Source organism: Agrobacterium sp. 22-210-1, from assembly GCF_053522525.1.
In genome coordinates this window covers 204,242-226,432 of record NZ_JBNWCI010000001.1, presented here as the reverse complement: position 1 = coordinate 226,432, position 22,191 = coordinate 204,242, and the positions used below count along the sequence as shown (strand labels likewise).

The window sequence follows — 22,191 nt, the reverse complement described above, 5'->3', positions numbered from 1 at the left end:
TGGTGCCCGCTTGCTGCGGCGCACCATGAAATTCATGCCGTCAGAGGAAGGAGCCGCGTTCGGCCCGTCCCGATCTCGCAGCTGCGAAATGGAACAGATGCCGCTCCTCCCCGGCATCCCGCAAACTGTTCTGAATCCATATAACTGTCAAATAGAATATATCGGCTTATCTATATCAATTATGCTATATTAAATCGATACAATAACCGATGAGGGGTATAAAACGGCGAATGAGCAACCAGAAAGTGTATGAGCAGACGCAAACAACAGACGCGCTTTTCGTCTTTGAAGACAACCCGCTTCTGCGCGCCGGATTGAAGATGAGCCATCTGCGCATGCTGGTCATGATCGAGGAGCACGGGCAGGTCAGCGCCGCGGCAGCCGCCATGAACATAACACAGCCGGCGGCCTCGCGCATGCTTTCCGAAATGGAAGCCATCGTCAAAAGCCCGCTCTGTCAACGGGCCTCGCGCGGCGTGGTGCTGACGAAATTCGGCGAGGCGCTGGCGCGGCGGGCGCACACCATCTTGCTGGAACTGCGCGAGGCGAGCCGCGAGCTTAACCAGATGAAATCCGGCAGCGGCGGCTCGGTCTATATCGGCGCCGTCACAGCACCTGCCATCAGCCTTGTGGTTCCCGCCATCAAGCGGGCGACGGACACCTATCCCGGCATCGAGATCAACGTGCAGGTGGAAAGCAGCAATGTGCTGGCCCGGGAGTTGCTGGCCGCGCGTCACGACTTCATCATCGGCCGCATCCCTGACGATTTCGACCCCGGCCTGTTTTCCATTCATGAAATCGGCATCGAGCGCGCCTGTCTGGTGGTCGGCGAAGGCCACCCCCTGCTTGGCGGCGAGCCGGTGACGCTGAGCGATCTTTCCGCTTACGATTGGGTTTTCCAGCCGCCGGGCGCCCTGCTGCGCAGAACGATGGAAGACGTGTTCCTCACCCATGGCGTGGGTATGCCGCGCAATATCATCAACACGCCGTCCATGCTGCTGACGCTTGCGCTGATCTGCAACACCAATGCGATTGCGCCGATCGCCCAGGACATGGCCGAATTCGTGACCGGCCAGCAGGCTGACATCGGCCGCACCCGCATCCTGCCGACGGATTTCGAACTTGTGGTCAAGCCCTACAGCATCATCACCACCAAAGGCCGCGTTTTGCCGCCCAGCGCCCGGCTGCTTTACGATCTGGTCCTGGATGAAAGCCGCAAGCTGACCGGCCCATGACGACAGGCCATCACGAGAGGCCCGCAACGACGTGGAAAGCCAGACGCCACCTTCATCTTATAAACAGGCCGGATTTACGGGCCGGCGCAGGGGAACAGCCGCATGCTTTTCGGACAATCCGTCTTCCAGTCGGTCGTCGAAAGACTGAAGCAGGAAAGAGAAGAAGAAGCCGCGGAACCGCCGCCGCCAGTCAACCACCGCATCGCCGGTTTCAACTCCGGTTTTGTCGTCAGCTCACCTTCTGCTGCACCGCAACCGGGAAACGGCGGCCTCGACGCCTATTTGGCCTTTCTGGCCGATCCGGCGCCACCGCCTGAACCCCAGCCGGAACCAGAGCCGGAACCCATGCCGGCCCATCTCGAAAAGACTTCGCTCGCGGATGTGTCAATGGAACTGGCGATCCATGAAACCGACACCGCGGCAACGCTTGCGGAAAAACGCCGCGCCTTCGCCCGCCTCAACCACCCGGACGGCGTGAAACCGGAGTTCCGGCACAATGCGACCCTGCGCATGACGGCGGCAAATCTGCTGATCGACCAGGCGATCCGGATGCTGAAAACCTAAATCATGGAATGGAATGCAAGGCCGGCAGCGCCTGCAGCAGCATATGCCGATGTCAGCCAGCGTCGTTTTTGTCGACGGGCGCGTTATCGGCGGGTTCGTCTGGCGCAGATTTGTCCGCTCCACCCTTGGCCGCATCATTTACGCTCACGGGTTTGAATTTCACCAGCAGCTCATAGGCAGCATAGGCGGCGATGCCGCCGACGATCGTTCCCCAGAAAAACTCGCGATTGACGAATTCGATCACAGCCCAGGCCGCGCAAAAGCCAACGATCAGCAACCTGACCCACAAAGGGCGATAAAGCGGATGGCTGGTATCGATGTTCAGCATGGCGTTCCCGTTTCCGGCCTTTTCCGGCCGACCGAACTCTTACGGCATCGGGTGACCAAAGGCATATGCAGGTCGTCTTGGCCGTTTCACAGGAAAATTGCAACGCAAATCGAGCCGCCACCAATCAGGCTGTCGTGAAAATACCGGAAGGGCAAATCCCCATGCACGGCCCAGCGGGCCGAAAAACCGGCACGACCCGCACTATCCGGGTCGTCACCTCTCCAGAGCGGCCCCATCGCCGATAGCGGCGTTCAGCCCCGCAGACGCCCAAGCAGCGACAGCAACTGGTCGCGGGCTTTCTTGCCGCCAATCCTGTCGATCAGCTTTTCCTCACGGTCGCGCCATGAATCGGAAAGGCTGTCGAGAAGGCGGCTGCCTTCCTCGGTCATGTCGAGAAAATGAACACGCCTGTCCTCTTCCGACCGGCGACGGACAAGCAGCCCCTTCTCTTCCATGCTGTCAACGATCGCGACAAAATTGGCGCGCTGGATGCCGAGCGCTTCCGCCACATCGCTTTGTTTCAGGCCCGGATTGCCACCCACAATGACGAGAACGGAAAAATCGGCCGGTCGCAATCCCCGTTCTGCCAGCACATCGGAAAACCCGTTTGCCACGGCAAGTTGCGAGTGTCGCAAATGATAGCCGATCGCCGTCGTCAACAATCCATAGTCAATCGCTGTAAGATGCACCGGCTGCACTCCGTCGCTTTCGGCCTTTTCCGCCCGCGGCCCGTTGCTATGTGCCAATCGCAAAGCCATCCGATCCCCCGCTTGATTCGTTCCTTTACCCTGCCGAAATCATAACCGACAACGTTCCAAAACTGTATCCCAAATAAATGTAGATGATACTAATATTGTATAATAATTTGACAGTTAATCCGCAAAACCCCGAATCCCACTTCCAGGCCGCCATCTGAAGACTGAGAAAAATATGACTATTTACCCGCCGATTTTAAGGGTATGGCACCACCTGCCGCGCCGTGTTTGAAAGGCATTGCACCAATCTCGCCACCCGCTCATGATGACGGCAAAACAGCTGCCGGATCAGGCGATAACATACTACTTATAGGGGAAACCCGATTTCAACAGAAAAAGCAATACGCCAAACGACGCATTGTTTCCCCAACCCCCACAAAGGCATCAGCACCCCGCAACAAACCGCGTCTCAGCCCGGCAGAAAAACAGGTGCCGTTTCGCAAATCTCTGATTTTTAGACATTGATGCGGAAAGAAAGCTGGGGTATGAACCAACCGCTGCACGCGATTCAAGCGTGACCGCTGCACCCGTAGCTCAGCTGGATAGAGTGTTGGATTCCGATTCCAAAGGTCACAGGTTCGAATCCTGTCGGGTGCGCCATTTACCGAAGCTAGAAATCTCGCCGCATTGTAAGTTACTTCACACTCGCAAGGAAATGTGAGCAAGGCTTCGGCTTGCCTCATGTTGGCAACATTATGCCACGCCTTCCACCTCTTCAATCTATTCGATCGAGAGGCGAGATCAAAACAGCAGGGCGCGCAGTAGCGGTAAGATTTTCCAGATTTTCATTGCAAATTTCGTGAAAAACACAAAGCCGCAGCTCAGTCGTCCATATAAAAAATTATATTCCGCAAATTGGATTAAAATATAAAATTATGGATGTATACGTACATTGATAATCAGATAGCAAATACAAATATGGACGCTTAATAAATGAAAACAAAGACGATTTTTACTCTTTCGATATCTGTATTCATTCTGGCGGGATGCCAGACAGAAGCGAATTTTAATCGCGAGCAAGAAATGGTCAGCGGCAGCCCGGCCATCAAACGTGACGTGATAAAAAAATGTGAAGAAGCCACAAGGAAGGTCTCTCCAAGTGACAGCGCCGAAATGGCGAAGCTTATGAATGTCAGCCCGAGCAGCAACATTGCTTTCACCTATTGCAAGCGGACATATGATGCAGTCGCAAGCAAGCGGATTACGTATAGCGACTATGTCAATCACAGGCCGGTGTACATCCGTGTCCTGCAGGGCAAGTGATTTCGGCCTTGCGCTTCTGCGGTTCCACGCAGAGCTGCCGTGAGGGTAGAATAGGCCGATCATCCATTGTTAAAATTATGCCGCGCAAACGATTTTCGATTGCGCGGCATGTTTCCTGAACATCGGCGGGGATAACCCCGCCGACGCTCCTGCAAACAACCAGCCCTCGCTTAAAACTCCTGCCAGTCATCCTTTGACGTATCCACGGCCGCGTTGCCCGAGAAGGCGGATGCGATCTTGCGGCCCAGCGCGCGGACGGGGGATGCTACCGGCCTGTCGTTGCCGCCGGCATTGCGAACCGGAGCGGGCTGGCTCTTCTGCTGATAGGCGGCGTCGGCAAGCCTGAACTGCGAGAGCAGCTGATTGAGCGACGCGACTTCCTTGGCGAGGTTATGGCTTGCGGCGTTGGTTTCCTCCACCATCGCCGCATTTTTCTGCGTGTCCTGATCCATCTGGTTGACGGCCGTGTTGATCTGCTGGAGACCGGAAGACTGCTCCTGCGCGGATTCCACGATGGAGACCACGTGCCGGTTGATTTCCTGCACTTCTAAGACGATGGTCGTCAGCGCCTTGCCAGTGTCGCCCACCAGCTGAACGCCCTGCTGCACCTGATCGTTAGACGTGTTGATCAGCGCCTTGATTTCCTTGGCCGCACTGGCGGAGCGCTGCGCAAGCTCGCGCACTTCCTGCGCGACGACAGCAAATCCCTTGCCCGCCTCGCCCGCACGCGCGGCTTCCACACCGGCATTCAGCGCCAGAAGATTGGTCTGGAAGGCGATCTCGTCGATCACGCCGATGATGTTGCTGATCTCATTGGCGGATTTGGCGATCTGTTCCATGGCGACCACGGCGCGGCGCACCACTTCGCCGGATTGTTCGGCACCCGCCTTGGCGCGGCTGACGATCTGGCCGGCTTCTTGCGCGCGCTTGGTGGAATCGCGCACCGTGGTGGTGATCTCTTCCAGGGCGGCGGCGGTTTCTTCCACGGCTGCGGCCTGCTGTTCCGTGCGCTTGGCAAGATCGTCAGCGGCCGATTTGATCTCGTTTGCGCCGGCACCGATGCCGCCGGCATTCTGCGCAACCCTGGTCAGGGCCGCCTGCAGCTTTTCGGCCGACATGTTGAAATCGTTGCGAACGCTATCCAGCGTCGCGGTGAACGGCTGGCCGATGCGGTAGGAAACATCACCTTCCGACAGTTTCGAAAGGCCGGCAGCCAGATTTTCGACGGCGAATTTGACGTCGGCCGCTTCGTTTGCCTTCTGCTGCTCACGCTCGATGCGGTCCTTTTCCGACAGGCTGCGATTGGCTTCCGTCTCCTGCTCGAGGCGAAGGCGTTCAAGCGCATTTTCGCGGAACACCTGAACGGCTTTGGCCATCTGGCCGACTTCATCTCCGCGGCCCATGCCGTCGATTTCCGTTGCCGTCTCGCCGCCGGCAAGCGACACCATGCGCTCGCGCAGACGGGCGATCGGGGTCGTGATGCCACGCGACGCCACAAAAATCGCCAGAATGACGCCGATGGAGAAAACAAATCCAATCACGGCAAGCGATGTCAGGATCGTCGAATTGGTCTCATCCGTCAGCTCGCCACTTCCCTTGGCAACGCCGTTGACCAGCTTTTCCAGCAGCGCAGCCATATTGTCAGCCGTCGGGCGAATGGCGGCATCGGCCTTCAGCATCTGGGCTGCCGCGTCTTCGTTCTGATTGGCCAGACCCAGCTCAACCGCCTTGTCCGTGATTGCGGTAATCTCCTGCGACTTTGCAAGAAACCCGTCAATGGCAGTCGTCTCTTCCGGAAATGCCGCCTTCACATTGTTAAGGCGCATCACCAGCAGCCTCTTGCTCTCGGTGTAGAAATCCCGCGCGACCTTGATATCCGGTCCGGCCGCGTCATAGGCCATTACCTGATAGGCGCCATAAGCAACTGCGACGAGGTTTCGGTTGGCGCGCGCAAGCTCCACCAGAGCGGCGTTGTCGTTGGCAATGAAGAATGAATAAGTCGTATCCGCTTCCTTGTAGCGGTTGGACATGAATGCGGTGGCGCCAAGGCCAACGATACAGAGCGGCAGAATAAGCGACAGGATTTTGGTGCGGATACTGGCATTTTGAAGAAAGGACACGGGGAAACCTCACGTCAACAAAAGCCGCTCCTTCCCCGTGCCGGAGGTGTTCGGCAAGACTGGCATTGCACGTCGAACACCTTGATCATCAAGGTTTCACGAGACGCATCATCGGCTCGGGCCGTAATTTGCATCATGCGTGCGTCCGCGAAGGGTAATGCCTTTTCCTCAGAAATCGGCAGGTTACCATTCGTGCGACGCGGGCGGCCCGCCAGCGAGCGGGGGCGCCGGACCACATTTCGAGAAAAATGGAAGGGCTGCTTTTTGGATGCCGACTGCCATTTCTTGTCTGATAAAATGATTATAGTTAAAAACTTTACAATTCCTTCCTATCCGGACGCCCGGCAAATATAAGACGGCAAAGCGACGGCAGGGCCATCACCGCCAGCCCTGCCAAATCAAGACGCGTGCGGCGGCGGGTAGCCGCCGCCCCTGCCAGGCCCTTATCCGCTTCGGGCAAAAGACCGTGCCTTTCGCATCACCACCCAGTGCTGAATAATGGCGGCCAATGCCGCAAGACCGGCCATAACGGCAAAGACCAGGGCGATATCGCGATAGGCCGTTGCAAAACCAAACCGGGCAATCCACGGCTGGCTCGCCAGCGGCGAGATGAAATGCCCAAGGAACATCGATGCCGTGACGATGCCGGCGATACGCCCGCGTAGCCGCAGCGGTGCTAGCATGATCGTCGTGGACATGATGGCCGGCATCACAAGGCCGAGACCAAGCCCCGCCACACCAATCGCAGACAGCATGGGGACCAGCCCGTCTGCCATGGCAAGCAGCGCAAATCCCGTCGCCATCAGCACCAACCCGACGGCAAGAATGGCGGCCACCCCCATATGCCTGCGCAATCTTGCAAAATTGAGCGCCGTCAGCGCGCCCGCCAGATTGAAGATGCCAATCGCATATCCCGCAACGCTGCCGGAAAACACGCCGAGTTCACGCATGAAAAACGGCAATTGCGAGGGGATGGTGTAAAACAGCGCGTTGACGAGAAACACTGCCACCGCCAGCACAGCCACCAGCGGCCAATTGACCGCAAAAGCCGGCCCGGCGTCCCGGGCGCGGCTATCGCCCCGTGCCGGTTCCCTCAGGAAAAGCAGGGCCGCCGGCAGAATGGCGAGGGCGACGGCATAGACCGCAAAGGGTGCGCGCCAGTGAATATCGGCCAGCAATCCACCCGCCACGACAAAAAAGACGCCGCCGAACTGGGTGAAAGCCTGCTGCAGCCCGAGATAATGCTCCCGTGCCGGCCCCTCGAAATAATCGCCCACCAGCGCCGTGCCGATTGTCATGATGCCGCCGATCGCCAGACCCAGAAACGCCCGTCCAACGAGCAGACCCGCAAGGCTGTCAGCAAAAAGACCGGATATGCCGGAAAGGCTGTAAAGCAGGATTGCGCCCAGCAGCAGCCGTTTGCGGCCGAAGCGATCCGCCAGCATCCCGGCGACGGGCGCGCAGAGTGCGACGAAAACCGATGGCAGGGTCAACACCATGCGGCTCAACAGCCCGACATTGGCTGTCGACAGGAAGTTCTGTTCGATAGCGGGCAGCGAGGGCGCAACCGTCGTCCCGGCCATGATGGTGAGTGTGGCGACAAACAGCAGGGTGATTTTCAGCGCCGTGGAATTTTCAGCCATCGTCACGCCTCCCTGCAAGGGGTAGCGGAACGCGCCTGCTTCAGCACATGCGCCCACCAGCCAGGTGTGTTCATCATCGTCACCAGCGCGCTTACCACCGGCGGCCCGGGCCGCACCAGCAGCCATTTGCCGATGACGTCGCAGAACCGCGGATTGCGCCCGCTGCCAAATATGATCCGTAGGGAGAGTATGATATCGCTCATGGAACGTCCTTCAACAGTGTTCCATGCTCTGATAGTTCCTCAACTATAGTTGAGGTCAATAGCCGCGATAAAAAACATACGCCCATCAATGACGGATGGTGTCTCCAGTCCAGCCATCACCCCGGCGTAGCACCACGCGCACAAGCCGGTTTCCTCCTGCCCGATATCGTCGGCAGCCAACTGCCTATGGGTGGCGCGAAAGAGGCTTCGGCACCATCATCCCTTCACCGTCGGCGCGGGCCGGCTCCCGCCGCTTCTCATCCTGAACCAGGCTGGCAGTTGCCTGCAGATGCAGGCCCATCACGGCAACGATAAGGAAAAACCAGACGAAACCCGCACTCAGCATGAGGATCGTTTCCAGAAAGCTGTAAAGCAGCACATAAAGCCACACGCCGACATAGAGCCTTGTCAGTGGGCTTTTGCGCGTGGCCTCATCCATTTTGCCAAGATAATGAAGCGGCAGCAGAAAAATCCATACCAGCACCAGCACCAGACCCGGCACGCCACCCGCAAGCACGAGGTCGAAATAGGCATTATGCGCAGCCGGCGCGGTCGCCGCCCAGCTATTGTTTTCAATGGAACTCGATAGCAGCGCGTCGCTGCGCCAGAAGGCCTGATATCCGTATCCTAAAACCGGTCGCTGATGGATATAATCAATGGCGATGGTCCAGATATCGGTTCGGCCTGTGAAACTGGCGTCGATCCCCATTTTGGTCAGCATCTGCGAAAAGACCGGATCGACGGTGGTGCCGATCACCACCGTCGTGAAGACCACCATCAGCAGGGTCACGACCAGATATCGCCATTGGGGCCAGCGTACGATGAACCAGCCTGTGCCAATGATGATCGGCATCAGCCCAAGTGCCGTCTTGCCGCCTGACTTGACCAGAAAGATCAGCGACAGCAGCAGAACCACCAGCCCCCCGAAAAAGGACCAGCGCCTGCAAAGATAGATCCCGACGATGATCAGCACCGACATGATCGAGGCAGCCTCGTTCTTGTGATTGAAGACGCCCCGCCAGTTGCCCGCAAGAAACGGCTCCAGCGCATCGCTGACCTGATGAATCGACCGTCCGGGCAGAGCGGCGATACCGAAATAGCAAAGGAACAGGATAATCCACACGCAGAAGGCAAGCATTGTGGTGAAATGCCGCTCGGAGCGCGGCAATTGCAGGAAACCATCGGCAAGCGCACAGATGATGGCGCACATGACCAGTCGCCGCAGCGAGAACATCGGCGCTTCGCCCACCAGCGAAGTGAACGCATACCAGCCGAAAATCGCCGCTATCAGCAGGCGCGGTGCAAAGAGGATCGAGAACGACTTTTCCTTCGCCATGAACGCCACGAAACTGAAAAGCAGAATGATCGCGGTGAACTGGTTGAGAAGACTGGAGCCGGCTGCCATGGCGGAGCCGGAATAAGTGGAGGAAAGTGAAACATAGGGCGAAAAGCCGATCGTGAAGTAAAGGAAGGTCACATAAAACAATGCGTCCCGCCAATATCCACGCCCCTGTCCGTCGTCCGCTGCATCCATAAGGGGTTTTTCTCTTCCTTTTTCCACGTCGGCACACATCGTATCCGATGCTTCATCCCCGTCACAGGAATATCCTGCAAATATCCTATTTTTTAGTTATTCGTAATGCACGGAAGAATAGTAATTTCGTCATTTTCTTTTGTTAGGAAGGGATAGGCCCACAGGCAGAGAAACAGAGCCGAATTCGGCAGGTCAATTTGGAAAGTGACGGAATTTCCGCCGGAAAAAATTCTGACCGTTGAAATCAAATATTTGATTTAATTAATATTAGAACGAAATAAACCATCGAATAAATTACTTCCACCTACGCGATGGAATATCCATTTGGGCGTATGGAGGGCATAACCCAAGGCTCTCTTTAGCCTCTATTAACAACTTAAGATATATCCTTGAGTTGATCTCATAATTGCGCATAAGGCTGGAGACCTAAGGTGGACGTTCCGAGACACACCAACATGGACGATGGCGATAGCGGTCAATCGACACGGTGCCCGGACAAGCCCGGAACGGTCGGTATTCGCCCCATGCGCAGGGACGATGTCGAGGCGGTCGAGGCGGTGCTCAACAGCGCTTTCAAGAAGACCGGGCGTGAAGTAAACTTCGATTTGCGCTCCTATGTCGAAACATTGTTCTTCAGCAGCCCCATCTTTGATCCGGAGTATGGCAGCGTCGTCTATGACGCGGGGGAAAACAGGGTCACAAGCGTCATTCTCGCGGTCCCCATGCGGTTTATCGCGAATGGAAAAGCCATTACCGCCAGATTATTATGCGCTTTCGCATCGGATGGGAAACTCGGCGCGCTGGGGGCTGCCCGCCTGTCTCGCAGCATGCGGGCAGCGAAACATGACATGCTGTTTTCGGACACGGCCTCCCCCGTCAGCGCCGATCACTGGGTCGCGATCGGCGGCACCATGATGCCGATCGAAAGCCTGCAATGGCACAAGGCCCTCAAGCCCTTCTGCACAATCGCGCTGCGCATGCCGCGACGCTCGAAACTGGCCAAGACCACGCTTGCCCTGTCGGCGCTTGGATTTGTCGACGGTATCCTGCGATCATGGAAAAAAGGCTTGAGGCCGCATCAAGTCGCCGGCGCCAGGGTAAGAACCGTGGATTTCGAGACATTCCGCCGCAAGTCGCTGACGATGATCGAGCGGTTTTCCATTCGTCCGGAATGGTCTCACGAGGAGTTCCACTGGCTGATAGAAATGAGCAGGACCAATGAGAGCCTCGGTGAACTGAAAAGCCTGACCATCGAAACCGCCGAAGGCCATGTCATGGGCGCCGCCCTGTTTTTTGGCCAGCCGGGAAGAACCGCCTATGTGCTCAATCTCGTCTGCGATGCCGGTCGTGAAAACGACGTGCTCAACACCCTGTTCCGCCATTTCGACGACGAGAACTACGCCCACGTCACCGGCATGTCGCAGCCCTTTCTCATAAATGCACTGTACCGCCAGAACCATATGAGCTTTCGCCATGACGGATATTTCTGCATGGCAACCCGGGATGAAGCACTGAGGGAGCGGGCGATTGCCGGCGACATCTATATTGGCGGCCTGTGCTCGGAACGCTGGAGCAAGCTGATAACCGACTATTGAGCCGCCCCCAACGTGTTTGACGCAGAAGGCAGGCCGCAACGTTTTACGCCTTGGTGAAACGCTGGACATTCGCCGAGATCAGGTGGCGCAGCGCCTTCACGTAACGTTTGGAGCGCGTCTTGGCCGCCAGCGCGCTGGTCCAGTCCACCATCGATCCATTGATATCGAAGTCGCCCAGCTGCCCTTCGGGAACGTCACCCTTTTCGATACGTTCGACGATCGACCCCAGCGCCGCGTAGAATTCCGGCGAGCGATAGGGCGGATGCAACGAATACATGCCCTTTCCCGTACCGAGAAAATCCAGCCGGTGCACGCCCACGCGCATCATGTTGGTGCTCAGCACCTCTTCGGCGGGCATCGAGACCGGCTGCTGGTTATAGGCGTAGGAGCGGATACGCCGCTTGGCATCCGGCCGCAGCAGTTCCAGCGAGCCAATCCGTTTGGCGAAGCGGTCCATGTCAATCATGAAAAGCCGCGTGGAGACAGTAGCGAAGCGCCATGTGGGGACGCGCGATGGCAGCTTGCGCGGCTCTGGAATATTCCTCACGCCCGGCATGCCGACATGGCGGGAAATATCAAGATCGCCGCGCACGGTCGGCGGCCCGGAAAACGGCGTGATGCACAGGGCATCGGGGTTGGCCCTCTGCAGGGCAACGGCCTCTTCGAACCAGTTCTGGCTGCCGCCGCCAAACATCATGTCGCTGTCCATATGCAGCACATAACGGGCATTGGCGCGTTTCAGCCCGTAGAAATAAACATGAAACGGCCCACCATCGAAGGCCTTGGCCGGATAGGGGATCGGCGAGCGCGAAAAGAAGGTCTTTGCCACAAGATTGCGTGCCGCATCGCTGTAATCAACCACATCCACATACAGATGCGGATAATTGGTCTGCATTTCCTCCAGCATGTCGAAAAGGCGTTTGCTGGCCGCATCAAAGCCGTTGCCCTTGTAACGGCCTGCCCCGACCTGCCCGGTATCGACAGTCAGAAGAATGCGGTCGACCTGACCGCCCCAGACCCGCAGCTGATGTGGCAGGGTAAGGGCCGCATGCGGTGCGTCGAAGGGATGCAGATTGATCTGCAGTGCTTTCTGTACGGGAGGAAGCAACGTTTCAGCACTCATGCTCATGCACCACGGTTCCGGAATTCGTTGATGACGGCCATCATCGGTTTTTCGTTGAAGCTCCAGTCCAACGGCAGCGGCCGATTGGCCGTGCCGTCCCGGCGCGGATAGGCCCAGCGGATCCAGCTATATTGGTCCGAAATGCCCCAGGTCGTGATCGAGGAAAGCCCCCCACCCGCCGAGGCCGCTTCGAGAAAATCGCGGACCTGACCGTTGATCAGCATATCGCGCTCGGCCTCCGGGCCGGGCAGCGTCTGGTCCATCACATCCAGCTCCGTCACCAGAATGGCAAGGCCGTAGCTGCGCATTTCCGTGGCAAAGGCGGCAAGCTCGTCCTTGGCGATCGGCCAGCCGCCGCGCAGATGCCCCTGCAGGCCGATGGCGTTGATCGGCGCGCCCTTCTCAAGCAGTTCAAGAATGAGGTTGCGGAAGGCCGCGCGTTTGGCCGGCGATTTTTCGACGGCGAATTCCACATCATATTCGTTGAGAACAAGCTGCGCCTTCGGATCGACCGCATGGGCAATATCGAAGGCCTTCTTGATGGCGTCCGACCCCGCCCCGTAATACCAGGCATCGCGCCGCGCGCGCACATTGCCCGGCACGTCGGGGATCGGCTCATTGACCACGTCCCAGCTATGGATCACGTCCTTGTAACGCTCCATCACCTTGACGATGTGGGTCTCCATCAGTTTCTCGACCTTGCCGCCACCGCCGATACTTGCAAGCCAGGGTGCGTTGGAGGCGTACCAGATCAGCGGATGGCCATGCATGGAAAGCTTGTGCTGACGCGCAAAGTTGGCGATTGCATCGGCGGCGGCGAAATCGAACACGTCAGCGGAAGGCCGCATGACCTCCCATTTCATTTCGGTAACCGGGGTGATGCGCGAGCAATATTTGACAACAGCCGTGCCAATGCGGCTATCGGCATTAAGATCCGGCAGATAGACGGCGGCGCCATAGGGGGCGGTTTTGACCGGCGTCTTCTTCTGCGCGGCAAGGGCCGGGCCGGCCATGGCATGCAACAGGCCGGCACTTGCCGCACCGCCCAGAAAATTCCGTCGCCCGATCCGCATTTACCCGCCTCCGCAACCCTGGCGCATCAATGTCCAACAGGACGCAACCGCGCTCTAATTCTCAAAACATAACACCACGATCATGCCAAAAGGATATTAAAGATTTGCAAGGTTAACCGACGCTATACCACGTCATAATTGGCGAGGCCCGCTTAATCCGGTAGTAACTTCGCTGTGCGAATTCTTGGCCCACCCTTATGGAGTTGAAAACCTTGGTTTCCGTTTCGATTGTCATTCCCGTTCGCAACGGCGAGCGTTACATCGTGGAAGCGATCGAAAGCGTCCTGCTTCAGGGCGAGACCATTTGCGAGGTGCTGGTGGTCGATGACGGCTCCACCGATACCACCGCGCAAAAGGTGGAAGGTTTCTCCGATCCGCGTGTCAAATTGCTTGCCCGGCCGCAGGGCCGGCAGGGCGTTTCCGCCGTGCGCAATTTCGGCCTGTCGCAGGCACGCGGCGAATGGACGATGTTCCTCGATGCCGACGACCGTCTGAAGCCGAGCGCCATCGCCGCCCTTTGCGCCGGCATCTCCGGCCCTGACGTCGTTGCCGTCTATGGCGATTATGAGCGTATCGACGAAAACGGCGCCAAGATCGGCCGGCGCAATCTCATCCGCCGGCGTGAAAAGCCTGACGGTTTCATCCTCCAGCCGCTGCTGGGCGGAAACTTCATCGTCAATGGCGGCATCATGCTGGTCAGGACACGCATCTTTCAGGATTTCGGCGGTTTCGACGAGACCCTGCGTTACGCGGAAGACTGGTATGGCTGGTGCAGGCTCGCCGCTGCCGGCCGCTTTGTCTATCTGCCCGGCTGCCATGTTCTCGATTACCGGGTGCATCGGACGAGCGTGATGATGAACCGGCTTTTGACCTTCCGGGATTGCGAGCCGGCCATCGAGGCGGTGTTTTCCGACCCCGCCATCGTCGCCGCCATTTCCCCGCAGGAACTGCGGCGGCTTCGCCACAAATCCGAAAACCACATGAATGCCTACACCGTGGCGCAGGCCTTCCGCGCCCGCCGGTACCGTGAGGCCTTTTCGGCGCTTGCCGATACCCTCATTCATCGCCCCCGCCAAAGCCTCAGGGCCGTCGTTTTTTCCGCCGCAGCGCTTGCCGGTATTTAGGAGTTTCCATGCCCGAGATCATGCCGGAAGCGGTGGTGTGCATTCCCAGTTTCCGCCGGCCCGAAGGCTTGCGAAAGACGCTTTTGTCGCTCGCGGCCCAGAAGGTCGATTTCCCCTTCGCCATCGTCGTGGTCGACAATGATGGCGCAGGCCAGCAGGGCCTTGCCGTCGCGCGTGCATTTTTTGGCGAAAGCGGCATGACCGGCCAGACACTGGTGGAGCCGACGCAGGGCAATTGTTACGCCATCAATACCGCCTTCCGCACCGCCCGGCAGAGCTATCCCTCCGCTCAATGGTTCCTGATGATCGATGACGACGAGGCCGCCTCCCCCGTCTGGCTCGCCGAAATGGTCTCCGCGGCCAGGTCCTTCGGCGCCGATATCGTCGGCGGACCGGTCAACCGTGAATTCGACGCACCCGCACCAAAGGCGGTGCTGTCACATCCCCTGTTCGGCTCCATCGAAGCGCCGACCGGTCCCGTCGAGCAGATTCACGGATCCGGCAATTGCCTGATTTCGCGGAAAGTTTTCGAAAGCTTGTCAAAACCGGAATTCGACGTGCGGTTCAATTTCCTCGGCGGTGGTGATATGGATTTCTTCACCCGCTGCCGTAAGGCCGGTTTCAAATTCGCCTGGAACGCTCAAGCCCTCATCATCGAATACGTGCCGGAAAACCGCATGGCGCCGCGCTGGATCATGGAGCGCTCGCTAAGAACCGGCATCATCAATTATAGCATCGACCGCGCTCGCCGCCCTGGCCTCAAGGGTGGACTGCTGCTTGCCGCCAAAAACGTCGTCAGCCTGTGCCTGTCGCTCATCCGCGCCATTGCCGCTTTCCTGAAAACCGGGGCGCTTTTGCCTGCCACCCATCCGCCGCTGATGTCCATCGGCCGCGTGATGGCGAGCTTGGGCATCACGCTCACGCCCTATAAGGCGCCGGTGAAAAAGGCCTGATATTCCTCATTGCGGGCACCCGTGTCAGCCCAGCGTTTTTTCCCTGCCCAGCGAAATCGCATTCATGCGTTTCTGGAAACCGAAGGAAGAAAACACGGCTGCAAGAATGAGAAGCGGAACGAGAACCGGCCACAAGAAACAAAGAACGATACCGGTCACCCGATAAAAATCCCAATCCCTGTCGCGGCGGGCGCCTTCAATATAGGTCATGGCGAGAGAGGTAACAGTGCCAATCCCATAGACAAAAAGAGAAATGGACGTAATGACCATCGCTGCCCTCAAATATCTCTGATTCGAATAAATTTATAATATTTCCCCAGTGTAACGCCGTTGCGCCCAGTTGCAACGTATTTCAGCGGCGAGGCGCATCGTTTCAATACGTTAGGATTATCTCACATAGATTGGCGCGCGGCTTTCAAAAAATCCGCTGCGCAATCAAAACTGAGAATGGCAAAACTGAGAATGGCAAAACCGAGGACGGCAAAACCGCCGTCTTCCTCTCCGCTTCGTCAGCGTCCCGAAGCCCGGTAGCTGTGTTTCAGAAGCGAATATATAGCGATGGGATTGGTCAGCAGGTAGCGTTTGCCGAGGCGTCTCGGCTCAAGCATCGCCCTGTAGAGCCATTCCAGCCCCATATCCTGCATCCATTGCGGCGCGCGGCTGTTCTTGCCGGCAAGAAAATCGAACAGACCACCGCACGTCTTGACCACGGCAATGCCGGAAAGCCTGTCCAGATTGCGCGAAACGAAGCGTTGCTCCAGCGGAATCCCGAAGCCGACCCAGAGAATATCGGTCTGCGATGCGACGACATCGGCAAGGATCGCCTCTTCTTCGTCCCGGCTGAAATAACCGTTGCGCCGCCCGGAAAAAACCAGGCGCGGATAAAGCCTCTGCATTTCCTCCACCGCGGCGCGGTTGACCTCTTCGGAGCCACCGAGGAAATAAAACCGCGCACCCGTCTCTTCGGCCCGGCGGGCAACCGCATGAACGAGATCCGTCGTGGCCACGCGTTCGCGCAGTGCATTCGGGCAGAACGTGCGGGAAAAGATGACCAGTGACATGCCGTCGGCGTGAATCTGGTCCGCCTGCCGCAGCATGGCGTCAAATTCCCTGTCGTGATGGCAGAGCGCGATGACCTGACCGTTCGCCGAGGTCGAATAGAACGGCCTTGCGCCGACAGCACGCACGTGCCCCGCCCGCAGGATGAAATCCTCAGCCGTTTCTTCTATCGTCGCGTCAGTGATGGGTAAAGCCGCAAGCGGAATGACGGGCCAGGTCGTGTTCGGCCCTTTCGCATCCGGCATTTCGCTCCCTGTCATAATCTGTCCGGTGTCCAAGATAGGCATCGTTTCATTGTTATAGTCACACATATGCTTAAGGTATAAGGCTTCAAACACTACGAAGAACTATCATTAATATTTTTATAAACCCATCGTTTGAAGCGGACGATTTACACGCCCGGAGGTTGAGACCACGCTTTCCGCCTATTCCGGTTTCCCGGCCGATGGGTTAAGGAATGGCGAAACCACACCACAAAAAAGGTCCCGGCCATGGAAACCATCTCGATCGACAACCGCGGCGATTTCGGCCTCTGGGCAATAGAACGGGCAAAGGAAATCGTCGCCAACGAAGCGTCCGATCTCGCCATTTCGGTCCGCGACGGCGACGAGGCCGGCATTCGGGATGCAGGCAATGCGCTGGGTGCTGCCATCGCCGCTGCCCTGCTCGAAGTGTATGACGGCCTGATTTCGGAAGAATAGGCGCAGCGGGCCAGCCCAATCAGGCGTAGCGCGCAGCACTTTCATCGTGGTCGTTGCGGCGCAGATAACCCCAGAGCCCGAGCGCCCCGGCAATGCCGAGACCAAGGAACAGACCACCTGCACCACCGGCAATCAGGAAGGTCAGCTTGCCCGGCGGCCAGCTTCTGGAATTCGGGGCGACAGGCTGTGAAATTACCCGCACATTGGTGGAATCAATTGACTGCTGTTCGGCAAGCTGGCGCGAGCGGGTAAGATAGGTCTCGTAGATCGCGGCGGCCGAATTGGCGTCGCGCTCCAGATCCCTGAGCCGCACCTGCGCCTCGTTGTCGGTGAAGACGTTGGCCCGTTCCGCTACCGCCTTCAATCTGAGGGCATCGAGCGAGGAGCGGGCCTCGGCGACATTGGTCTTGGCCGCCTGCAGGATGCGCCGCGCTTCATCCGCCATGCCGCGTTCCAGCATGGCGCGCTCCGCCCCTGCGGTTGCCAGACGCGGATGCCGCGCGCCATAGGTCAGCGTCATCGCGCCGATCTGCTGCTGCAGGGTGCTATATTGTGCGCGGATGGTGTTCATGGTCTGGCTGTCGAAGATGGCATCGCTTTGCGTGCGGTTCTGGGCAATCGCCGCTTCCATCTGCTTCAGACGTGATTCTTCCTGAATGACGCGCTGCTGTGCCGCAAGAACCTGCGCGTTCAGTTCGCCGGAGGCGAGATTGCTGACCAGCTGGCCGTTATTTTCCTGCAACCCGTTCTCACGACGGAAATCCGCCACCCGCTTTTCGGCAGCCGTCACGTTCTCGCGCATCTCTTCGAGCCGTTTCTTGAGATCGTCGACAACGCGCTGGCTGCTGTCGGAGGTCGTCTGGAACAACTCGCTTTCAAAGGCTTTGACGATGGCCTTGGAAACCGTCACGGATTTTTCCGCATCGTTGGTCCAGACCGAGAGCGTCACCACGAAGGAGCGCGGATCGCGTTCCGCCGCCACCCGATCGCCGAGGGAACGGAGCGCCCCGACCCGGTTGTCGCCATCTTCCGGCTTCGACGAAAACATCGCCTTCAGCCGGGCAAGCGGCGGCGGGCTGATGAATTCGGCATCCTGATCAAGCTTCAGCTCATCCACCACCCGTGCCAGCACGTTGCGCGAGGTGATGGTGCGCAGCTTGCTTTCCACTTCGAGGATCTGGGTGTCGCGCTGCTGGCTCGGTGAAAACACGCCGTCATTGACGACGTTGAGATTGGAGGGATTAACAACGATATCCGTATAGGCGGTGTAACGCGGCGGCGTCATGGAAGCATAGGTCAGTGCGGCGGCGACGCAGAGAATGATCGCCAGCACGATCCAGACAATGCCGTTACGCAGCCAGATGAGGATATCGTCCACACCGATCCTGTCGATATATTTCAGGCCCGGCAGCGCGGCCGCCAGACTACCGGTCGGCGAGGATGGTTTCACTGGCTTTTCGGCTGGAGCCGGCTCGGCTGCGGCGACCGGTTTCGGCTCCAGATGTTCTTTCAGCACCGTGCGTTCGAAAACCTCGTCCTCATCCACCAGATCGTCCAGCAGGGAACCGTGGGTTCTCGCGGCGGGCGCCGTTTTTTCATCAAGCGGACGTGCCTGCTTATGTCCCGCCTTTTGAAGCCTGTACATCAGCCAATCCAACTCGAATGAACCACAAAAAGGCCGGCAACAGATGGTTTCCATCGTCGCCACAGCCGCTATAGACGGACAAGTTTAAATATGACGGGTGAATTTTAGGTTACCCGCTTCATCCCCGCAATCATCGCCCATTCGCGTCCATCATGAAAGAGAGGATTGACGTGAATGGATCGATACGGTTCTTTCAGGCGTTATATTTTTGCATTATCCATTTGAACCTCAAAGATTTTATCGAAACGGAGTTTGGCATGAGCCTGAAATTTGGAACGAGCGGCCTTCGCGGCCTCTCTGTCGATCTGAAAGGAAAAGCCTCGGCCGTGTATGCCACGGCATTTGCAAGGCACCTTCTCACATCGGGTCAGGCAAAGGCGGGCGACCCCATTCTCGTGGCCCGCGATTTCCGGGATTCGAGCCCCGATGTTTCGGCAACCTGCATCGCCGCGCTGAAAAACGCCGGTCTTACCCCCCTCGATTGCGGCACCGTGCCGACACCCGCTCTGGCGCTTTACGGCCTGTCGTTGAAGGCCGGCGCGCTGATGATCACCGGCTCGCATATTCCGGCCGATCGCAACGGCATCAAATTCTATCGCCCGGACGGCGAAATCGACAAGCAGGATGAAACGGCAATCGCCGCCCTTGCAGCCGAAGTCGAAGCGGAAGGCATCAGCGACGAGACCGCGACGGCGGAAGACCATTCCGCAATCGCAGCCGAACTGTTTTACGAACGCAACATCGCCCTCCTGCCGGAAAAGGCATTGTCGGGCCTCAAGATCGGCGTCTACCAGCACAGTACCGTGGCCCGCGATCTCTTCGTCGACGTTCTCGCCCATTATGGCGCTAACGTCGTGGCGCTCGGTCGCTCGGAAACATTCATTCCTGTTGATACCGAGGCGGTCTCGCCGGAAACGCTGGCGCTTCTCAGGAAGTGGGCCCCGGAGCATGGTCTCGACGCCATCGTTTCCGCTGACGGTGACGGTGATCGCCCGCTGCTTGCCGATGAGAACGGCGTGCCGCTGCGCGGCGACCTGATCGGGCTCATCACCGCCAATTTCCTCGATGCCGGCGTGGTCGTCACCCCCGTCACCTCCAATTCCGGCATTGAAGCGAGCGGTTCCTTCGAGGTCGTTCGCACCAAGGTCGGCTCGCCTTTCGTCATCGCCGGCATGGCAGAGGCGCTTGCCGCCGGCAGAAACGGCGTCATGGGCTTCGAAGCCAATGGCGGCCTGCTGACGGCTTCGGCATTCACGCTCAATGGAAGGGCAGTTTCGCCACTGCCGACGCGTGACAGCTTCCTGCCGGTTCTCGCCGTGCTGCTGCTGTCAGCCGAGCAGAAAAAGCCGCTGTCGGAGATCGCCGCCGCCTACAATCTGCCAGTCGCCGCCGCCGACCGTCTGGAGAATTTCGCCCAGGAAAAAAGCGCCGCCCTGATGACGCATCTGCGCGCGTCTCGCGACAATCTCGAGGCTTTCCTTGCCCCGGTCGGCAAGGTCAAGACGCTCAGCGACATCGACGGCCTGCGCGTGGCACTCACCGACGGCAGCACCATCCACTTCCGCCCTTCCGGCAACGCTCCGGAAATGCGCTGCTACGTCGAAGCCGCCAATCAGGACGAAGCCGAAACGCTTTTGAACAAGGGGCTCGATCTCATCCGCAATTTTGGGTGAGAGTGGATGCCGCATACGCGATGGTGTAAGCTGCGCGCATGAAGAGAACGGACGCAATCAGAAAACTCAAGCGACACGCCCATGCAGTGAAAAGCATGGGCGCGACGTCGCTCTATCTTTTTGGATCGACGGCCCGCGATGAGGCCCTTGCCTCCAGCGATCTGGACATCTTCATCGACTATGATCCGGGCCGCCGTTTCTCGTTGATCGATCTCGTCGGTATCAAGCAGTTTCTGGAAGAAGAATTAGCCGTGGAAGTCGACGTGACTACACGCAACAGCCTCCATCCGCTGCTCCGGAATGACATCGAGCAATCCGCCGTACGGATATTTTGATGACCAGACGCAGGGTCGGGCCGGTTCTCGCCGAAATTCTGGAGGCCATAAACGGTATTGAGACCCACACTGCAGGCCTGTCGCTTGCTGATTTCCAGCAAAATTGGCTGCTCAAGCTTGCTGTACAGCGCGCTCTGGAGATCGGTTCAGAGGCATCGCGACACATACCGGAGGAATTGCTTAACCTCGCGCCGGACATTCCATGGAAACAGATTTTCGGAATCGGCAATATTCTCCGCCATGAATACCACAAGATCGCGGACGATGTGGTTTGGGCCGTGGTGACCGAACATGTCGCGCCACTCAAAATAGCCGTTCAGGCTATTCAACGATCCGTCGGGCCCGAAAACTGAGGTTTCTATCGGCACAATGTCCCAAATGTCGCATCCCGCCTTTCCCTGTTGCTCTTCCCGCTTGAGAAAGCGATAAGAACCGAAGGGCCAGATGAGGCGGACGATGAGCGGCGAGACCATTACCCTTTATGAAGCGATCGGCGGCGATGCGACCGTCAAGGCCCTGACCCGGCGTTTCTATGAATTGATGGACACCCTGCCAGAGGCGGCGCATTGCCGTGCCATTCACCCTGCCGATCTTTCCGGCAGTGAAGCGAAGTTTTACGATTATCTGACGGGATATCTTGGCGGACCGCCCGTCTATGTCGAGAAACACGGCCATCCGATGTTGCGCCGCCGCCATTTCGTCGCGCCCATCGGCCCTGCCGAGCGCGACGAATGGCTGCTCTGCTTCCGCCGCGCCATGGATGAAACCATCGAGAACCCGAAGCTGCGCGAGATCATCTGGGCGCCGGTGGAGCGGCTGGCCTTTCACATGCAGAACCAGGAGGCGGACAGCCCATGAGCAATTCAAGCATGAGCGACGGAAGTTCGACAGACGCAACAGTGCCGCGCGAACGGTTGCGATCTTTCATTCTGCTGCTGGGCGGTTTGCTTGGGGCTGCCGGTGTCATGCTTGCCGCCGCCGCCACCCACACGGGCGAAACCTATATGCTGGGCAATGCCTCAGCCATGGCGCTGGCGCATGCCCCGGTGCTGGTGGCGCTCCATATCGGCGCGGATCGCATCAGAACCGCCATTCCGGCGGGCCTGATCCTCGGCCTCGGCACGGCGGTCTTCGTCGGCGATCTCGTCGTCAGGCATTTTTCCGGCCACAGCCTGTTTCCCTTCGCCGCGCCCACGGGTGGCCTTGGCATGATTGCCGGGTGGCTCGTGCTCTGCGCCGGGGCATTTTTGAAGCCGAAAGGCTGA

23 protein-coding genes and 1 tRNA gene are annotated in these 22,191 nt (G+C 58.3%); 13 read left to right on the top strand and 11 right to left on the bottom strand.

Annotated elements, in window-relative coordinates:
- The first annotated feature begins 230 nt into the window (after window positions 1–230).
- Both ACQZ5F_RS01150 and ACQZ5F_RS01145 read left to right on the top strand, forming a co-directional pair.
- Window positions 231–1,235 (top strand): LysR family transcriptional regulator, encoded by a 1,005-nt coding sequence (locus ACQZ5F_RS01150; RefSeq protein WP_448731033.1) that lies wholly within the window; start codon window positions 231–233, stop codon window positions 1,233–1,235.
- A 102-nt stretch (window positions 1,236–1,337) separates the two neighbouring features.
- Window positions 1,338–1,799, top strand: a complete 462-nt coding sequence (locus ACQZ5F_RS01145; RefSeq protein ID WP_046797850.1) for a hypothetical protein — start codon at window positions 1,338–1,340, stop codon at window positions 1,797–1,799.
- Window positions 1,800–1,851: 52 nt separating this feature from the next.
- Here the strand turns inward: ACQZ5F_RS01145 and ACQZ5F_RS01140 are convergent, their stop codons facing one another.
- Together ACQZ5F_RS01140 and ACQZ5F_RS01135 are read right to left on the bottom strand one after the other, a co-directional pair.
- A complete protein-coding gene (locus ACQZ5F_RS01140) occupies window positions 1,852–2,127 on the bottom strand; it encodes a hypothetical protein (RefSeq protein ID WP_046797849.1) in 276 nt (91 codons plus the stop codon).
- Between the two features lie 251 nt (window positions 2,128–2,378).
- Window positions 2,379–2,885: a MarR family winged helix-turn-helix transcriptional regulator gene (locus tag ACQZ5F_RS01135; protein WP_046797848.1), complete on the bottom strand. Its 507-nt coding sequence runs from the start codon at window positions 2,883–2,885 to the stop codon at window positions 2,379–2,381.
- A gap of 520 nt (window positions 2,886–3,405) precedes the next feature.
- Between ACQZ5F_RS01135 and ACQZ5F_RS01130 the strand changes: the two genes are divergently transcribed.
- Window positions 3,406–3,482, top strand: a tRNA-Arg gene (locus ACQZ5F_RS01130).
- Window positions 3,483–3,815: 333 nt separating this feature from the next.
- Window positions 3,816–4,145 (top strand): hypothetical protein, encoded by a 330-nt coding sequence (locus tag ACQZ5F_RS01125; protein WP_046797847.1) that lies wholly within the window; start codon window positions 3,816–3,818, stop codon window positions 4,143–4,145.
- A 170-nt stretch (window positions 4,146–4,315) separates the two neighbouring features.
- Here ACQZ5F_RS01125 and ACQZ5F_RS01120 read toward each other — a convergent pair whose 3' ends face one another.
- From ACQZ5F_RS01120 to ACQZ5F_RS01105, 4 genes are all read right to left on the bottom strand, one after another.
- Window positions 4,316–6,265: a methyl-accepting chemotaxis protein gene (locus ACQZ5F_RS01120; protein WP_052818194.1), complete on the bottom strand. Its 1,950-nt coding sequence runs from the start codon at window positions 6,263–6,265 to the stop codon at window positions 4,316–4,318.
- 443 nt (window positions 6,266–6,708) lie between these two features.
- The gene (locus ACQZ5F_RS01115; RefSeq protein ID WP_225339245.1) at window positions 6,709–7,908 is read right to left on the bottom strand and encodes an MFS transporter; all 1,200 of its coding nucleotides are present in this window, start codon (window positions 7,906–7,908) and stop codon (window positions 6,709–6,711) included.
- 2 nt (window positions 7,909–7,910) lie between these two features.
- A complete protein-coding gene (locus tag ACQZ5F_RS01110; RefSeq protein WP_137085096.1) occupies window positions 7,911–8,111 on the bottom strand; it encodes a hypothetical protein in 201 nt (66 codons plus the stop codon).
- Window positions 8,112–8,295: 184 nt separating this feature from the next.
- Complete coding sequence (locus tag ACQZ5F_RS01105; protein ID WP_175414502.1) at window positions 8,296–9,645, bottom strand: O-antigen ligase family protein; 1,350 nt, start codon at window positions 9,643–9,645, stop codon at window positions 8,296–8,298.
- A 524-nt stretch (window positions 9,646–10,169) separates the two neighbouring features.
- Between ACQZ5F_RS01105 and ACQZ5F_RS01100 the strand changes: the two genes are divergently transcribed.
- Window positions 10,170–11,240, top strand: a complete 1,071-nt coding sequence (locus tag ACQZ5F_RS01100; protein ID WP_175414561.1) for a GNAT family N-acetyltransferase — start codon at window positions 10,170–10,172, stop codon at window positions 11,238–11,240.
- Between the two features lie 43 nt (window positions 11,241–11,283).
- Here ACQZ5F_RS01100 and uppG read toward each other — a convergent pair whose 3' ends face one another.
- Window positions 11,284–12,363, bottom strand: coding sequence for a polysaccharide biosynthesis glycosyltransferase UppG (uppG, locus tag ACQZ5F_RS01095; protein ID WP_175414503.1), 1,080 nt, complete (start codon window positions 12,361–12,363; stop codon window positions 11,284–11,286).
- Window positions 12,364–12,365: 2 nt separating this feature from the next.
- Entirely contained in the window at window positions 12,366–13,436 is a 1,071-nt protein-coding gene (gene uppI, locus ACQZ5F_RS01090; protein WP_137085102.1) for a polysaccharide biosynthesis UDP-hexose transferase UppI, read from the bottom strand.
- A 212-nt stretch (window positions 13,437–13,648) separates the two neighbouring features.
- Between uppI and uppH the strand changes: the two genes are divergently transcribed.
- The gene (gene uppH, locus ACQZ5F_RS01085; protein WP_225339246.1) at window positions 13,649–14,560 is read left to right on the top strand and encodes a polysaccharide biosynthesis endo-1,4-beta-xylanase UppH; all 912 of its coding nucleotides are present in this window, start codon (window positions 13,649–13,651) and stop codon (window positions 14,558–14,560) included.
- Window positions 14,561–14,568: 8 nt separating this feature from the next.
- The gene (uppJ, locus tag ACQZ5F_RS01080; protein ID WP_137085106.1) at window positions 14,569–15,513 is read left to right on the top strand and encodes a polysaccharide biosynthesis UDP-hexose transferase UppJ; all 945 of its coding nucleotides are present in this window, start codon (window positions 14,569–14,571) and stop codon (window positions 15,511–15,513) included.
- Window positions 15,514–15,537: 24 nt separating this feature from the next.
- On the opposite strand, the gene ACQZ5F_RS01075 is transcribed toward uppJ, so the two are convergent.
- Entirely contained in the window at window positions 15,538–15,783 is a 246-nt protein-coding gene (locus ACQZ5F_RS01075) for a hypothetical protein (protein WP_052818201.1), read from the bottom strand.
- A 239-nt stretch (window positions 15,784–16,022) separates the two neighbouring features.
- Complete coding sequence (gene uppL, locus ACQZ5F_RS01070) at window positions 16,023–16,817, bottom strand: polysaccharide biosynthesis UDP-hexose transferase UppL (protein ID WP_046797840.1); 795 nt, start codon at window positions 16,815–16,817, stop codon at window positions 16,023–16,025.
- A 246-nt stretch (window positions 16,818–17,063) separates the two neighbouring features.
- Between uppL and ACQZ5F_RS01065 the strand changes: the two genes are divergently transcribed.
- Window positions 17,064–17,273 carry a hypothetical protein gene (locus tag ACQZ5F_RS01065; RefSeq protein WP_003509414.1) on the top strand — a complete coding sequence of 70 codons (210 nt, stop codon included), beginning with the start codon at window positions 17,064–17,066 and terminating at the stop codon, window positions 17,271–17,273.
- Between the two features lie 19 nt (window positions 17,274–17,292).
- On the opposite strand, the gene uppM is transcribed toward ACQZ5F_RS01065, so the two are convergent.
- The gene (uppM, locus tag ACQZ5F_RS01060) at window positions 17,293–18,918 is read right to left on the bottom strand and encodes a polysaccharide biosynthesis protein UppM (protein ID WP_046798397.1); all 1,626 of its coding nucleotides are present in this window, start codon (window positions 18,916–18,918) and stop codon (window positions 17,293–17,295) included.
- Between the two features lie 257 nt (window positions 18,919–19,175).
- Here uppM and uppO point away from each other — a divergent pair, with 257 nt between their 5' ends.
- From uppO to ACQZ5F_RS01035, 5 genes are all read left to right on the top strand, one after another.
- Entirely contained in the window at window positions 19,176–20,591 is a 1,416-nt protein-coding gene (gene uppO, locus ACQZ5F_RS01055) for a polysaccharide biosynthesis phosphomannomutase UppO (RefSeq protein ID WP_225339247.1), read from the top strand.
- Between the two features lie 38 nt (window positions 20,592–20,629).
- Complete coding sequence (locus tag ACQZ5F_RS01050; RefSeq protein WP_003520575.1) at window positions 20,630–20,926, top strand: nucleotidyltransferase family protein; 297 nt, start codon at window positions 20,630–20,632, stop codon at window positions 20,924–20,926.
- Entirely contained in the window at window positions 20,926–21,279 is a 354-nt protein-coding gene (locus tag ACQZ5F_RS01045; protein WP_448731034.1) for a HepT-like ribonuclease domain-containing protein, read from the top strand. Before ACQZ5F_RS01050 ends, ACQZ5F_RS01045 begins: the two co-directional genes overlap by 1 nt.
- Window positions 21,280–21,382: 103 nt before the next feature.
- A complete protein-coding gene (locus ACQZ5F_RS01040) occupies window positions 21,383–21,784 on the top strand; it encodes a group II truncated hemoglobin (protein ID WP_052818362.1) in 402 nt (133 codons plus the stop codon).
- Window positions 21,781–22,191, top strand: coding sequence for a DUF423 domain-containing protein (locus ACQZ5F_RS01035; protein WP_408606453.1), 411 nt, complete (start codon window positions 21,781–21,783; stop codon window positions 22,189–22,191). Before ACQZ5F_RS01040 ends, ACQZ5F_RS01035 begins: the two co-directional genes overlap by 4 nt.

Excerpts from the sequence above, each read along its gene's own strand:
- ACQZ5F_RS01050 (WP_003520575.1), top strand. The coding sequence starts at position 20,630 with ATGAAGAGAACGGACGCAATCAGAAAACTCAAGCGACACGCCCATGCA.
- uppO (WP_225339247.1), top strand. The coding sequence starts at position 19,176 with ATGAGCCTGAAATTTGGAACGAGCGGCCTTCGCGGCCTCTCTGTCGAT.
- uppJ (WP_137085106.1), top strand. The coding sequence starts at position 14,569 with ATGCCCGAGATCATGCCGGAAGCGGTGGTGTGCATTCCCAGTTTCCGC.
- uppM (WP_046798397.1), bottom strand. The coding sequence starts at position 18,918 with ATGTACAGGCTTCAAAAGGCGGGACATAAGCAGGCACGTCCGCTTGAT.
- ACQZ5F_RS01105 (WP_175414502.1), bottom strand. The coding sequence starts at position 9,645 with ATGGATGCAGCGGACGACGGACAGGGGCGTGGATATTGGCGGGACGCA.
- ACQZ5F_RS01045 (WP_448731034.1), top strand. The coding sequence starts at position 20,926 with ATGACCAGACGCAGGGTCGGGCCGGTTCTCGCCGAAATTCTGGAGGCC.
- ACQZ5F_RS01075 (WP_052818201.1), bottom strand. The coding sequence starts at position 15,783 with ATGGTCATTACGTCCATTTCTCTTTTTGTCTATGGGATTGGCACTGTT.
- ACQZ5F_RS01100 (WP_175414561.1), top strand. The coding sequence starts at position 10,170 with ATGCGCAGGGACGATGTCGAGGCGGTCGAGGCGGTGCTCAACAGCGCT.
- ACQZ5F_RS01125 (WP_046797847.1), top strand. The coding sequence starts at position 3,816 with ATGAAAACAAAGACGATTTTTACTCTTTCGATATCTGTATTCATTCTG.
- ACQZ5F_RS01110 (WP_137085096.1), bottom strand. The coding sequence starts at position 8,111 with ATGAGCGATATCATACTCTCCCTACGGATCATATTTGGCAGCGGGCGC.
- ACQZ5F_RS01135 (WP_046797848.1), bottom strand. The coding sequence starts at position 2,885 with ATGGCTTTGCGATTGGCACATAGCAACGGGCCGCGGGCGGAAAAGGCC.
- ACQZ5F_RS01065 (WP_003509414.1), top strand. The coding sequence starts at position 17,064 with ATGGAAACCATCTCGATCGACAACCGCGGCGATTTCGGCCTCTGGGCA.
- ACQZ5F_RS01040 (WP_052818362.1), top strand. The coding sequence starts at position 21,383 with ATGAGCGGCGAGACCATTACCCTTTATGAAGCGATCGGCGGCGATGCG.
- ACQZ5F_RS01115 (WP_225339245.1), bottom strand. The coding sequence starts at position 7,908 with ATGGCTGAAAATTCCACGGCGCTGAAAATCACCCTGCTGTTTGTCGCC.
- uppL (WP_046797840.1), bottom strand. The coding sequence starts at position 16,817 with ATGCCGGATGCGAAAGGGCCGAACACGACCTGGCCCGTCATTCCGCTT.
- ACQZ5F_RS01035 (WP_408606453.1), top strand. The coding sequence starts at position 21,781 with ATGAGCAATTCAAGCATGAGCGACGGAAGTTCGACAGACGCAACAGTG.
- uppI (WP_137085102.1), bottom strand. The coding sequence starts at position 13,436 with ATGCGGATCGGGCGACGGAATTTTCTGGGCGGTGCGGCAAGTGCCGGC.
- ACQZ5F_RS01150 (WP_448731033.1), top strand. The coding sequence starts at position 231 with ATGAGCAACCAGAAAGTGTATGAGCAGACGCAAACAACAGACGCGCTT.
- ACQZ5F_RS01140 (WP_046797849.1), bottom strand. The coding sequence starts at position 2,127 with ATGCTGAACATCGATACCAGCCATCCGCTTTATCGCCCTTTGTGGGTC.
- ACQZ5F_RS01145 (WP_046797850.1), top strand. The coding sequence starts at position 1,338 with ATGCTTTTCGGACAATCCGTCTTCCAGTCGGTCGTCGAAAGACTGAAG.
- uppG (WP_175414503.1), bottom strand. The coding sequence starts at position 12,363 with ATGAGTGCTGAAACGTTGCTTCCTCCCGTACAGAAAGCACTGCAGATC.